Here is a 13,050-nt window from a genome sequence, read left to right as displayed (position 1 = left end):
CCGTGAGTCGCGCGGAGTTCGAGCAGATCTTCCCCGGCCACAACGGGTTTTACAGCTATGACGGATTCGCCGCCCACACCCACTTCGATTCACGGAAGGATGCGGCCCAGTTTCTGGCCAACGTCGCCCACGAGACGGCGGGGCTCACTCTCGTCGAGGAGGAGGTGAACCGACGCTCGGTCTATTGCGACGAATCCACGTCGTATGACTGCCCCGCGGGACGGAACAACTATTTCGGCCGGGGTCCGATCCAGCTGAGTTGGAACTACAACTACAAGGCGGCGGGCGACGCGCTGGGTCTGGACCTGTTACATGACCCGGGTCAGGTGGCGCACGACCCGGACACGGCCTGGCGGACTGCCGCGTGGTTCTGGGGCAGCCGGGTGCCCCGCGGCGACTTCGGTGACACGATCCGCGCCATCAACGGCGCCCAGGAGTGCGACGGGCGAAACCCGGACCAGGTGCACAGCCGGGTGAATCAGTATCGCCGGATCACCAACCTGCTGGGCGTCGGCACTGGCGGCAACCTCTCCTGCTGACGTCTCGTTGTCCCAGATAGCCCGAATAGAGTGCGCTGGCATGGGTCCTTGCCTACGCAAATCTGGCCAGGACCCATTTGAGCAAACACTGATGCGTATTCCTGCTGATGTCTACCGTCAGTGCAGTTGGATCGGGCGCATCGCGAAGCGCCGAATTCCTCGCCGGGAGGACTGATGGTCATGGGTTGTGGACCTCACGTGACGGACCCGACCGGGGGACACCGTGAGCGTGGAGGGACACGGTGAAGATCGTGTGTGTCGGCGGCGGGCCGGCCGGGCTGTCGTTCGCGACGTTGATGAAGGGGCAAGACGAGGGCCACGAGATCACCGTCTTGGAGCGAAATCGCGCAGGATCGACGTATGGCTGGGGAATCACGTACTGGCAGCCGCTCCTCGACAAGCTCGCTGAGATCGACCCGTCCTTGGCGAATGAGATTCGTCAGAGTTCGTTCCGCTGGTCCGGCAGCTTGGTGGACCTGCAGGGCGCTCGGACGGCGAGCGCCGGGCACTCTGGACTGAGCATCAGCCGGCGGACGCTTGTCGACATATTGGGCAGGCGTGCAACAGAACTCGGAATCGACGTTCAGTTCGAGCGCGATGTGGTGGACCCAACCCAATTGCCGAAGGCGGACTTGATCGTCGCGTGTGACGGCGTCAACAGTCGGCTGAGGAAACATCACCCGGGCAGTTTCGGGACGAAGGTCCTCCTCGGCAGAAACAAGTACATCTGGCTGGGTACCGACAAGGTTTTCGACGCGTTCAACTTCGCCTTCACCGAAACGGCTGCCGGCTGGATCTGGTTCTACGCCTATGGTTTCGATGGGCACACCAGCACCGTGATCGCTGAGTGTTCACCGGAGACCTGGACCGGGCTCGGTTTCGACACACTGGGGGCGGAGGGCGCCACGGCCGAGTTGGGCAGGATCTTCGAGCGACAGTTGGACGGTCATTCGCTGTTGAGCGCCACACCCAGCCATACCGGAGCAGCCTGGGCGAACTTCGCGACGGTGACCAACGAGAGGTGGCACCACGACAACGTTGTCTTGATGGGGGACGCGGCCCACACCACGCACTACAGCATCGGGTCAGGGACGATCTTGGCGCTTGAGGACGCTATCGGGCTCGCCGAGAACCTGTGCAGGCGCCAAGATCTGGCCTCTGCCCTCGACGCTTACCAGCAGGAGCGTTCGCGTGCCATGGCGCCTCACCGGGCCTGGGCGCGCAACAGCGCCCAGTGGTACGAGAACATTCCGCGTTACGTGCGAATGCGGCCGGCGGAATTCTCGGTAGCGCTCCGGGCGCGCCGCTCGCCACTTCTGCCACACTTCCCACCGCGGATCTACTGTGGCTTATATCGAGTAGTGGAGGGACTGTACCGAATGGCCCAGGAGTCTCCGGCGCTGCGCAAGCCGCGGAAGCCCCCGGAGTCCAACGCCATTCGGTCTGATGGGCGAGTCCCTCCATCGGTCTGCTGATCAGGCCGGGACGAGCTCCACACCCGACAGCACGACGGCATTGTCCCGCGACGGTGCGGTCAGCACGCCGATGAACTTGCCGTCTTCTTTCCAGATGTTGGCCTGCAGGGTCTCGCCGGGGAAAACCACGCCGGCGAACCGCGCGCCGTACGAAGCCACCTGGGAGACATCGCCATCGAGCAAGTTGTCGACGATGGCCTTACAGCCGATGCCGTAGGTGCACAGCCCGTGCAGGATCGGCCGGTCGAAGCCCGCCGCCGCGGCGAACGCCGGATCGGAGTGCAGGGGGTTGCGGTCACCGCACAGCCGGTACAGCAGGGCCTGCTGCGGCAGTGTCGGCAACGAGATCTCGACATCTGGTGCGCGGTCGGGCAATTCGGCCGAGGTCGCAGGTCCGCGCTCGCCGCCGAAACCACCTTCCCCGCGGGCGAAGATCGACCGCTTGGTGGTCCACAGCACGGTGCCCGACGGATCGGTCACCGTGGACTCGCTGACGATGACGGCGGCCTTGCCCTTGTCCCAGATCTCGGTGAAACGCTGTACCGACTTCGCGGTGCCGCTGGTGGGAATCGGGCCCGGCACGCTCACGGCTTCGCTGGCGTGGAGCACCTTGGACAGTTCGATGTCGATGCCGGGGAACTGCACCTTGGGCGGCTCGGTCATGTGGAAGCTGACCGCGACATTGCCGAACGTCGGCAGCACCTGTGGGGTGTCGTCGACAAGGTAGCTCAGCTCGCGCTGATCCATCGGGTCGGCGCCGGCGCCCAGGCCCAGGTGGTAGAGCTGGACGTCGCTGCTGGTCCAGGAGAACTCGATGGGTTCCAGCTCGGCGCCCAGCGCCTTGTCGAGATCGATTGGCATCTACTTCTTCCCTGCAATGTCGAGTGCTGCGAGGTAACCCCACGTCATGGCGGGACCAATGGTGCCGCCGGGGCCGGGATAGGTGTGCCCCATCACCGGTGAGCTGACGTTACCCGCGGCGTAGAGACCCTCGATCACGGAGTTGTCGTCCCTCAGTGCCCGGCCACGCACGTCGGTGCGGATACCGCCCTTGGTGCCCAGGTCGCCCGGCACCATCTTGGCCGCGTAGAACGGGCCGTGCTTGATCTCGCCGAGGTTGGGATTGGGCTTGTTGGTGGGATCGCCGTAGTAGCGGTCGTAGGCGCTCTCGCCGCGGTGGAAGTCTTCGTCCACCCCGGTGCGGGCGAAGCCGTTGAACCGGTCGATGGTCGCGCCGAACGAGTCGGCGGGCAGACCGGTCTTGGCGGCCAGCTCCTCGAGGGTGTCGGCCTTGACGATGACGCCCGATTCCAGCCACTTCTTCGGAATGCGTTGTCCGGGTTGTAGACCCGCGAAGATGAAACGGTCACGGTACTGCTGGTCGAAGATCAGCCAGGCCGGGATGTTCTCGCCCGGCCCCGGGCCCTGGCCGTACTCACCGCCGTACATGTGGTGGCAGGCCTCGACGTAGGGCATCGATTCGTTCATGAACCGCTTGCCGGCCATGTTCACGATGATCGAGCCGGGGGAGTTGCGCTCGGACAGGGCGAACCACGGCGAATCGGTCAGCGGGACCGTCGGGCCCCACCACGAATCCTCCATGAATTCGAGTGCGGCACCGTGCTTTTCGGCGGCCAGGATGCCGTCGCCGGTGTTGGCCACCGCGCCGACGGTCCACTCGGTGGTGATCGGTGCGCGCTGGTACTTCACCCGCATCTGCTCGTTGTGCTCGAATCCGCCCGAGCCGAGGATCACTGCTCGGCGCGCCCGGATCAGCTGCGGCTCAGCGGTTTCGCCCTTGGTGGTGTCACGGACATAGATGCCGCGGACAACGCCGTCCTCGACATGCAGATCGGTCAGCGCGGTGTTCAGCAGGACCGGGACGCCGGCCTTCTGCAGGCCGATGCGCAGCGGTGCGATGAGCGCGCGGCCCATGCCGACCAGGTTCTTGCCGGTGGCGTTGGCCCAGACAGAGCGGACGCCCACCTTGACGCTGCGCAGTACGCCACGCGGATGACGCTTGAGCTGGTTGAGCCGCACATAGTCCTGCTGCATCACGACCATGTTCATCGGCACCTTGCCGTACGGCGGCTCCAGGCCCTTCTCGTCGGCGCCGAGCTTCTTGGCGTTGAACGGCTTGGGCTCCACCGAGCGACCCGTGGGCTTGCCGCCGGGCGTCTCGGGGTAGTAATCGGAGTATCCGGGCACCCAGCACAGCTTCAGTGGGGAGTGCTTCAGGACGAACGACAGCATCTCCGGCGAGCGCTCGAGGTAGGTGTCGATCTTCTCCGCGGGCACCACGTCACCGATGATTTTGTGGAGGTAGGTGCGCGCCGCGTCGGGGGTGTCTTTCACGCCGTCGCGTTTGAGAATCTCGTTGTTCGGGATCCACACCCCACCACCTGACCGCGCAGTGGAACCTCCATAGTGCGGCGCCTTCTCTACGACTACTGTCGAGAGGCCCTGATGGGCTGCGGTGAGGGCGGCGACCATGCCGGCAGCGCCGCTGCCGACCACGACAACGTCGTACTCCTGTCCAGTCATGTAGAACACGTTATAGAATTGCCGGGCCTGTGGACAACTGCGCCGGTCAAAGAAGCGAGGGGAATTCACCAAAATGCTTAGTGTCGAGGTGCGCGACGAGCTCGCGGCCGATCTCGCCGAGGCCGAGCGGAGCCGGGTTCCGATGACGCCGCTGACGGATCGGTACGGCGATATCGACGTGGTGGATGCCTACGAGATCCAGCTGATCAACATCCGGCAGAGGGTCGCCGAGGGCGCCCGCATCATCGGCCACAAGGTCGGGCTGTCCAGCAAGGCCATGCAGGACATGATGGGTGTCGACGAGCCGGACTACGGCCATCTCCTCGACGAGATGGAGGTGTTCGAGAACGTCCCGGTGCCCTCGTCGAAGTTCCTGTACCCGCGGGTCGAGGTGGAGGTCGGGTTCATCCTGGCCGACGACCTGCCCGGGGCCGGCTGCACCGAGGAGGACGTGCTCGCTGCGACGGCCGCGTTCGCCCCGGCGATCGAGCTGATCGACACCCGCATCACCAACTGGCAGATCAAGTTGTGCGACACCATCGCGGACAACGCCAGCAGCGCCGGCTGGGTGCTCGGGGAAGCGCGGGTGTCGCCAAAGGACATCGATATCTGCAACATCGACGCCGTCCTGACCAACCAGGGCAAGGTCGTGGCCGAGGGACGCAGCGATGCGGTGCTGGGAAATCCGGTCACCGCGGTGGCCTGGTTGGCCCGCAAGGTGGAGAGCTTCGGCGTGCGCCTGAAGGCCGGTGACATCGTGCTGCCGGGCTCGTGCACGCGTGCGATAGATGCACCTCCGGGCAGCGATTTCGTCGCTGACTTCGCCGGGTTAGGTTCAGTAAGACTGAGTTTCGAATAAGGGAGTGGAAATGCCTGCGAAGGCTTCCGTCGGCGGAGCCGACAATAAGGCTTCAGTTGCCATCGTCGGGTCGGGCAACATCAGCACCGACCTGCTGTACAAGTTGTTGCGTTCGGAGTGGCTCGAGCCGCGCTGGATGATCGGCATCGATCCGCAGTCCGAAGGGCTGGCCCGGGCCCGCAAACTCGGCCTGGAGACTTCCCACGAGGGTGTGGACTGGCTGCTCGCCCAGGACGAGAAGCCCGATCTGGTGTTCGAGGCCACCAGCGCCTATGTGCACCGTGACGCGGCGCCGCGCTACGCCGAGGCCGGTATCCGTGCCATCGACCTGACCCCGGCGGCCGTAGGCCCCGGCGTCATCCCGCCGGCCAACCTGCGCGCGCACCTCGATGCGCCGAACGTCAACATGGTCACCTGCGGCGGACAGGCCACCATCCCGATGGTGTACGCCGTGAGCCGTGTCGTGGACGTGCCCTACGCCGAGATCGTGGCGTCGGTGTCGTCAGCTTCGGCGGGTCCGGGCACCCGGGCCAACATCGACGAGTTCACCAAGACCACCAGTGCGGGTGTGCGCGATATCGGTGGGGCCCACAACGGCAAGGCGATCATCATCCTGAACCCGGCTGAGCCGCCGATGATCATGCGCGACACCATCTTCTGCGCGATACCCGAGGATGCGGACCACGCCGCGATCACGCAGTCGATCAAGGATGTGGTGGCCGAGGTGCAGACCTACGTGCCGGGTTACCGCCTGCTCAACGAACCGCAGTTCGACGAACCGTCCGTGGTCAACGGTGGAAACCACCTGGTCACGGTGTTCGTGGAAGTGGAGGGTGCCGGTGACTACCTGCCGCCCTACGCTGGAAATCTGGACATCATGACCGCGGCGGCAACCAAGGTCGGCGAAGAGATCGCCAAGGAACGCCTGGCCGCCCCGGCCGGAGGAGGCCAAGCATGAGCACCGCAGACATTTTCTTCAACCCCGTGTGGGACGTCCGGATGACCGACACGTCGCTACGCGACGGGTCGCACCACAAGCGGCACCAGTTCACCAAGGATGAGGTCGGCGCCATCGTCGCCGCCCTGGATGCCGCCGGTGTCCCGGTCATCGAGGTCACCCACGGCGACGGACTGGGCGGGTCGAGCTTCAACTACGGGTTCTCCAAGACCCCGGAGCAGGAGCTGATCAAGCTGGCCGCCGAGACGGCCAAGGAAGCCAAGATCGCCTTCCTGATGCTGCCCGGTGTGGGCACCAAGGAAGACATCAAGGAAGCCCAGAACAACGGTGGCTCGATCTGCCGTATCGCGACCCACTGCACCGAGGCCGACGTCTCGATCCAGCACTTCGGGCTCGCCCGTGAGCTGGGCCTGGAGACCGTCGGGTTCCTGATGATGAGCCACACCATTCCGCCGGAGAAGCTGGCCAAGCAGGCCCGCATCATGGCCGACGCCGGCTGCCAGTGCGTGTATGTCGTGGACTCCGCGGGTGCCCTGGTGCTCGAAGGTGTCGCCGACCGGGTGGCGGCGCTGGTTGCCGAACTCGGTAACGATGCGCAGGTCGGATTTCATGGCCACGAGAACCTCGGTCTCGGCGTGGCCAACAGTGTCGAAGCGGTGCGCGCGGGTGCCAAGCAGATCGATGGCTCGTGCCGTCGGTTCGGTGCCGGTGCCGGCAATGCCCCGGTCGAGGCGCTGGTCGGGGTGTTCGACAAGATCGGCGTCAAGACCGGCATCGACTTCTTCGACATCGCCGATGCCGCCGAGGAGGTCGTCGCCCCGGCGATGCCGGCCGAGTGCCTGCTGGACCGCAACGCGCTCGTGATGGGCTACGCGGGGGTGTACTCCAGCTTCCTGAAGCACGCGGTGCGCCAGGGCGAACGCTACGGGGTGCCCGCCCACGAACTGTTGCTCCGCGTCGGCCAGCGGAAGCTCATCGGTGGTCAGGAAGATCAGCTGATCGACATCGCACTGGAGATCAAGCGCGAACAGGAAGCTGAAAAGGCGAAGGCCTAGAGGCTGATTGCCTCGTCGGCATCGTCATCGACGATGCCGAGCTGTCGGTAGATGTCGTCGCGGTAATTGGCGTACTGCGAGTTGATCGGGAGCGTGGCCCAGGCATGCATTTGGCCCATCCCGATCACGACGCTGACGTCGCCGCCGGCATCGTCGATCGCCTTGGCGAATTTCAACGCCCCGGGCGCGATGATCTCGCGCGTGCCAATGTAAATCGTGGTTCGCGGCAGGCCCTCGACCGACCCTAGGAACGTGTCGGACAGCTCGGGGTCCTGCTGCGATCGCCACTGCGCCAGACCGTCGGACTCGGGCACCCCGAAGAGTGGATCGTTCACCAGCACAACATTGGGGTCGGTGAAGACCTCTGGATCGGTGAGCCCGGGTGAGCTGAGCACCATGCGCGAGGGCACCCGGCTGCTGACGCACTGGGTGTCACCCTCGCAGTCGCGAATGATCTTCTGCACTGCCAGTACGGCGACCATTCCACCGGAGGATTCCCCGTACACACTGACATTCTCCGCGCCGTATTCGGCGACGTAAGCGGTGATGAGATCTGCCGCCGGTGGAACCGTGTTGTCGGCGGTCCCACCGTCAGGGATCAGTGGGTAGCGCGGCACGATCACTGTCGCGCCGGTCTGGCGCGACATCTGGGTGTAGTCCAGCCAATGAAAGATGTTGGGCGGAGTAACCAATCCGCCTCCATGAAACGCGATGACGTGCTCGTCGGAGTCTGATCTTGGGTTCGAGATTTCCCAGACCTGCCATGTCTGCTCGACACCGTCGGCGTCCTGGGCGGTGAACTCCGTTGCCCGTACATCCAGTCCGACGGTCAGGATCGGCGGCGGATTGGGCACGGAGATGCCGCCACCCAGGCTCGTCGTGATGTCGACGCCGATGACCTCGGAGATCTCCCGAAACGCCGTCAACGCCAACACGGTCACTTGGTCGAACAATGACGGGCCTTCGGTCACGTTCACTTTGTCGACAAGGCTGTCCGGCACGACGATGCCGGGCGCGAGCGCCACCGGGCCCCGCGCGGTGACGGCGCTGAGCGTGCTGACCTGGGTCAACAGATTCTGCGGCTGACGGAAGGCGTGCTCGAACTCGCGGCGTGCGAATGCCAGCATGGCCCAGGCCGCGGCAGGCTCGGCCGGAGAGTCAGGTGTGGAGTTCACCGAGAACGGATTCAGCACGGTATTGATCACCGTCGAGACTGCCCCGGTCACGGTGTCCTCGACTTTGGCGATCTTCGGCGGTGCCGGCGCTTTCGGTTCCGGCAGCTTCGGGCCCGGAGCAGGCGTGAGCACCGACTTCGGGATCGTGGCGATCGATCCGACCTCGACCACTACGGGTGCTTTGGGCTCGGGCTCGTCGGCCTCAACGCCGGTGTCGGCCTCGGGGTGTGATGATGTGGCCGCGTCGGGCAGGAGGCGCTCGACAATCGTGGCCGCGCGCTTCGCCGGTGCCTTCACGGTGAGGGCCTTCGTCGCTGCTTCGTCGTCTGCGCCTGGCCGGTCGGAGGCGACCGAACCCAACGCGGCACGCACGGTGGTGCGCAGTGCAGCACCCACTTTGTCGATCGCGGCTCTCGGAGTCGAGGCGACGTCTTCGGGGTCTTCGGAGTCCCGGGATCCGGTGTCGCCGGCCTCGATGTCCGGCTTGGCGGCGGTGGGCTTGCGGGGCTTCGATGCGTGCTGTCGTTTCGGTTTCGCTGGATCGGCCGTCTTGGCCGACGGTCCCGGGGACCGAGATGAACCAGATGAACCAGATGACGTGGACGAGTGCGTCGGGTCGGCCGCCGCCAACGCGCATCCGTTGCCCAGCGCCACCGCAGACCCAACCCCCAGGGCCACCGCCAACGCACCGACGTGCCCCACATATCCCCCCATAGGCATGGGTCCACGTCTACCGGACGAATATCGTGCTCGGCGGTGTTTCGCAAAAAGTGACGCTGATTCATGTTTAAGCGAAACGCTTAGTGGGCCTGGGGTTTTCGATTCATGCCGGTTTGGTGTGGTGAGGAGTGTCAGAGGAACCCGGCATGATTGGGTGATGACAACCCGCGAGCAGGCCCAGTCGATCCTCGAACAACTGGCCGGCCCCGGGGCGGTGCTGCGCGATGATCAGTGGTCGGCCATCGAGGCCCTGGTGGTCCGGCGGCAGCGCGCGCTCGTCGTGCAACGCACCGGCTGGGGCAAGTCCGCGGTCTATTTCATCGCCGCGAAGCTGCTGCGCGCCGCCGGCCGCGGCCCCACGGTCATCGTCTCCCCGCTGTTGGCGTTGATGCGCAACCAGGTCGCCGCTGCCGAGCGGGCCGGGGTTCGGGCCGCCACGATCAACTCCGGCAACGTCACCGAATGGGACGCGATTCACCAGCAGGTGGCCGACGGGCAATTGGACGTGCTGCTCGTCAGTCCAGAGCGGCTGAACAATCCCGACTTCCGTGACAATGTGCTGCCCGCCCTGGCCGCCGATGCGGGTCTGGTGGTGGTCGACGAGGCGCACTGTGTATCGGACTGGGGACATGACTTCCGGCCGGACTACCGCCGAATCCGTACGTTGATAGGCGAATTGGGTTCGGAGGTACCGGTTCTCGCCACGACTGCGACCGCCAACGATCGCGTGGTCAATGACGTCGCAGCCCAGTTGGGTGTCGGCGGATCGGACACCTTGGTGCTGCGCGGTGGTTTGGATCGTGAGTCGTTGCGGCTGTCGGTGGTGCAGGTTGGCACTCCGGCACAGCGCGCTGCCTGGATCGCGGCGAACCTGGATTCCCTTCCCGGCTCCGGCATCATCTACACGCTGACGGTGGCCCAGGCGCACGATGTGGCCGCACTGTTGGCCGAGCGCGGGCACAAGGTGTCCGCCTACACGGGGTCCACCGACACCGCCGAGCGTGAACAACTCGAAGCAGATCTGCTCGACAACCGGGTCAAGGCATTGGTGGCGACGTCAGCCCTGGGGATGGGCTTCGACAAACCAGATCTGGGGTTCGTTGTGCACCTTGGTGCGCCGTCGTCCCCGATCGCCTATTACCAGCAGGTGGGCCGCGCCGGCCGCGCGACTGACAGCGCCGAGGTGGTCCTGCTGCCGGGCACCGAAGATCAGGACGTCTGGAGGTACTTCGCGTCGGTCGCGTTCCCGTCGGAATCCATGGTGCGTCACGTCATCGGTGCACTGGACACCGACCGCGCGCAGTCCACCCAGGCGCTGGAACCGCAGGTCGATCTCAACCGGTCCCGCCTTGAGATGGTGCTCAAGGTGCTCGACGTGGATGGTGCGGTCCGCCGGGTGAAGGGCGGCTGGATCGGCACCGGTGTGCCCTGGGTTTACGACGAGGCCCGTTACCGCGCATTGGACGAGGCTCGGCGCCGGGAGCAACAGGCGATGCTGGACTACCAGGCCACAGCCGGTTGCCGGATGGTTTTCCTGCGGGGCCAGCTCGACGATCCCGAGCTGGCACCGGACGCACGGTGTGGCCGCTGTGACAACTGCACCGGTCGGCGCTACGAGGCCGCGGTGGCGCAGGACATCCTCACAGATACCGCGCAACGGCTGTCCAGACCAGGCGTTCTCGTCGCCCCCCGAAAGCAGTGGCCGTCGGGGCTCGCTGCACTCGGTGTGCCGCTGTCCGGTCGAATCGGCGAGGGTGCGGCGCCGGGCCGGGCGATCGGCAGACTGACCGATCTCGGCTGGGGAGCTCGCCTGCGTCGCCTACTGGCCGAGCCGGACGGTGAGTTGCCCGACGACGTGCTGGCCGCGGCGGTCGAGGTCCTCAAGGTTTGGGATTGGGATCGAAGGCCGACGGCGGTGATTGGGCTGGACTCCGAGACGCATCCGTTGTTGATCTCCTCGACGGTGCAGCGGCTCGCTCAGATCGGGCGACTGACGAATCTGGGCATCCTGACCTATACGCCCCAACGCCGCCCTGTCACCGCCGCGAATTCGGCCTATCGGGTGGCAGCGCTGGACGGTGCCTGGGAACCGCCGCGGCTTGATGTCGACGGGCCGGTGCTGTTGGTCGACGACATGACCGACACCGGATGGACGCTGACCATGGCGGCCCGGCTGCTGCGCACTGCCGGAGTCGCCGATGTTCTGCCGCTGGTGCTGGCAAGCGTCAGCTGAGGTGCTCGCAGGATCTGGTCGACGTCGCCGTCGAGCGAACTTTTTCGCCTTCGTTTCGAGGGGCGACCGTCATGGGAAAGATGACGCTGCCAGCAATTAATTTTCACTAATTGCTTCACTAGTCAACCATCTGCGTTTACTGGCTCCGCACATCCGTGCGGTTATCCCATCAATTGGGCCGGGTTCAAGGACCGGTGGCCGTCCCCGATCATGCGGCGATGAAGATCAAGTCGGCGGGACCTCGCGGGCGCGGATGCCGCACGATTTGTTAGCCGGTTATTGAGAAGGGAAATTTTGAGACCAACTGATCTTGATGGCGCAAGTAAGGATTGCGTGGCTAACTATTGACCGTTCAGCGTTGATCTTGAGGCGCCATACGATGCCCCTGCAAGCGTTCGATCAGATTTGCCGAAAGCTTTGACGCTGGGCTCGGTCTTCCCATTGGCGGACTTGAGACATTGTCGGCGATCTAGGCATTTTGCGCTCAGCTTCGCTGGATTGAACTACACGATTGTGGGCATCTCCGCAGTGAGGTGCGGCCGCCCTGGAATGGCGTGCGCCGCACGGGCGGAATCGGCCGTCAGTGATGCGTTCCCCGAATCTCCTGCGCCCTGAATGCAGGAGGCCGGAGTGGTTCGGAACTCCACAAGCGGTCGCGGACGGCTCGGTGATGCGGGCGGTCCGCGGGACGGCGGACGCCAGGGTCTCTCAGTATCCCTGCAGGGAAATGCCAGGTGGCGGCCGCAGGCGCCGCCACGATGCCCGCGAATTCGGACGCTGCGCGGTAGGGAGTGCCATGTCATGCCGCGCGGCTTGCGCCGCCGAGTGGCGTCCGCGCGCCCCGACTGCCCGGGCGGATCGAACGTGACCACGGACGCCCGCCGGCCGCGGGGATGTCTTCGTGGCCGACAACCGGCGCATCGCACGATCGGAGGTCGAAGTTCAACGATTCCGAACTTTCGGCATCGGCTGAAGTTATCGAATCGCGCGCCATAAGGTCCTTGCGGTCGACGCCGCACATATTTGCTCAATGCTCATCGGTGGGCCGAGTAAGGGGGCGATTCCACTACCTTCAGCAACGGATTGTTCCTGGATCGCCAAATTCTGCACCCCCGTCAAGAAGATCTGGATATGCTGACGCTCTGCAACTAGACACGTCATAGCTGGAGTGGGTCGCAAAGAAACAGACTTCGTGAGGACAGGTGCGAGGCGCGACGCCCCGTGTCGGTTTCTCGAGCGGTTTTACTGGCCTACTCGACGATGGGGAGGACCAGGGTGAGCATCAACCCGTTTGACGACGACAACGGCAGCTTTCTCGTTTTGATCAATGACGAGGAGCAACACAGTCTGTGGCCGACTTTCGCCGATGTTCCGGCCGGCTGGAAGGTGGTGTTCGGCGAAGCTGACCGCGCTGCGTGTCTGGACTACATCGAGCAGAACTGGCCGGATATTCGACCTAAGAGCCTGCGCGACAGATTGGCGCAGAGCTAGG

General features: G+C 64.9%; 10 protein-coding genes. 7 read left to right on the top strand and 3 right to left on the bottom strand.

Going from position 1 to position 13,050, the window contains the following annotated elements:
• Positions 1-2 precede the first annotated feature (2 nt).
• Together H977_RS0127360 and H977_RS0127355 are read left to right on the top strand one after the other, a co-directional pair.
• The gene (locus tag H977_RS0127360) at positions 3-539 is read left to right on the top strand and encodes a chitinase (RefSeq protein ID WP_196808335.1); all 537 of its coding nucleotides are present in this window, start codon (positions 3-5) and stop codon (positions 537-539) included.
• Positions 540-781: 242 nt separating this feature from the next.
• On the top strand, positions 782-2,014 hold the full coding sequence (locus tag H977_RS0127355) for an FAD-dependent monooxygenase (RefSeq protein WP_029110851.1): 1,233 nt from the start codon (positions 782-784) through the stop codon (positions 2,012-2,014).
• Here H977_RS0127355 and chsH3 read toward each other — a convergent pair whose 3' ends face one another.
• Together chsH3 and kstD are read right to left on the bottom strand one after the other, a co-directional pair.
• On the bottom strand, positions 2,015-2,875 hold the full coding sequence (gene chsH3 / locus H977_RS0127350; RefSeq protein ID WP_029110850.1) for an enoyl-CoA hydratase ChsH3: 861 nt from the start codon (positions 2,873-2,875) through the stop codon (positions 2,015-2,017).
• The gene (gene kstD, locus H977_RS0127345; protein ID WP_029110849.1) at positions 2,876-4,558 is read right to left on the bottom strand and encodes a 3-oxosteroid 1-dehydrogenase; all 1,683 of its coding nucleotides are present in this window, start codon (positions 4,556-4,558) and stop codon (positions 2,876-2,878) included.
• 73 nt (positions 4,559-4,631) lie between these two features.
• Here kstD and H977_RS0127340 point away from each other — a divergent pair, with 73 nt between their 5' ends.
• The 3 genes from H977_RS0127340 to dmpG are packed head-to-tail and all read left to right on the top strand — an operon-like array spanning position 4,632 to position 7,430.
• Positions 4,632-5,417 (top strand): 2-keto-4-pentenoate hydratase, encoded by a 786-nt coding sequence (locus tag H977_RS0127340; protein WP_029110848.1) that lies wholly within the window; start codon positions 4,632-4,634, stop codon positions 5,415-5,417.
• Positions 5,418-5,427: 10 nt separating this feature from the next.
• Positions 5,428-6,375, top strand: coding sequence for an acetaldehyde dehydrogenase (acetylating) (locus H977_RS0127335; protein ID WP_051289153.1), 948 nt, complete (start codon positions 5,428-5,430; stop codon positions 6,373-6,375).
• Positions 6,372-7,430, top strand: coding sequence for a 4-hydroxy-2-oxovalerate aldolase (gene dmpG / locus H977_RS0127330; protein ID WP_029110846.1), 1,059 nt, complete (start codon positions 6,372-6,374; stop codon positions 7,428-7,430). The genes H977_RS0127335 and dmpG overlap by 4 nt, the downstream gene beginning before the upstream one ends.
• On the opposite strand, the gene H977_RS34565 is transcribed toward dmpG, so the two are convergent.
• Positions 7,427-9,325, bottom strand: a complete 1,899-nt coding sequence (locus H977_RS34565; RefSeq protein WP_081681875.1) for an alpha/beta hydrolase — start codon at positions 9,323-9,325, stop codon at positions 7,427-7,429. The genes dmpG and H977_RS34565 overlap by 4 nt on opposite strands.
• 157 nt (positions 9,326-9,482) lie before the next feature.
• On the opposite strand from H977_RS34565, the gene H977_RS0127320 reads away from it, so the two are divergent.
• A complete protein-coding gene (locus tag H977_RS0127320; RefSeq protein ID WP_029110845.1) occupies positions 9,483-11,558 on the top strand; it encodes a RecQ family ATP-dependent DNA helicase in 2,076 nt (691 codons plus the stop codon).
• 1,275 nt (positions 11,559-12,833) lie between these two features.
• The gene (locus H977_RS0127315; RefSeq protein ID WP_029110844.1) at positions 12,834-13,049 is read left to right on the top strand and encodes an MbtH family protein; all 216 of its coding nucleotides are present in this window, start codon (positions 12,834-12,836) and stop codon (positions 13,047-13,049) included.
• Position 13,050 lies beyond the last annotated feature (1 nt).

Source organism: Mycobacterium sp. URHD0025 (genome assembly GCF_000426065.1).
Taxonomy (GTDB): Bacteria; Actinomycetota; Actinomycetes; order Mycobacteriales; family Mycobacteriaceae; genus Mycobacterium.
This window is presented reverse-complemented; position numbering and strand designations above follow the sequence as displayed.

Excerpts from the sequence above, each read along its gene's own strand:
- H977_RS0127320 (WP_029110845.1), top strand. The coding sequence starts at position 9,483 with ATGACAACCCGCGAGCAGGCCCAGTCGATCCTCGAACAACTGGCCGGC.
- H977_RS0127335 (WP_051289153.1), top strand. The coding sequence starts at position 5,428 with ATGCCTGCGAAGGCTTCCGTCGGCGGAGCCGACAATAAGGCTTCAGTT.
- H977_RS0127340 (WP_029110848.1), top strand. The coding sequence starts at position 4,632 with ATGCTTAGTGTCGAGGTGCGCGACGAGCTCGCGGCCGATCTCGCCGAG.
- kstD (WP_029110849.1), bottom strand. The coding sequence starts at position 4,558 with ATGACTGGACAGGAGTACGACGTTGTCGTGGTCGGCAGCGGCGCTGCC.
- H977_RS34565 (WP_081681875.1), bottom strand. The coding sequence starts at position 9,325 with ATGCCTATGGGGGGATATGTGGGGCACGTCGGTGCGTTGGCGGTGGCC.
- dmpG (WP_029110846.1), top strand. The coding sequence starts at position 6,372 with ATGAGCACCGCAGACATTTTCTTCAACCCCGTGTGGGACGTCCGGATG.
- chsH3 (WP_029110850.1), bottom strand. The coding sequence starts at position 2,875 with ATGCCAATCGATCTCGACAAGGCGCTGGGCGCCGAGCTGGAACCCATC.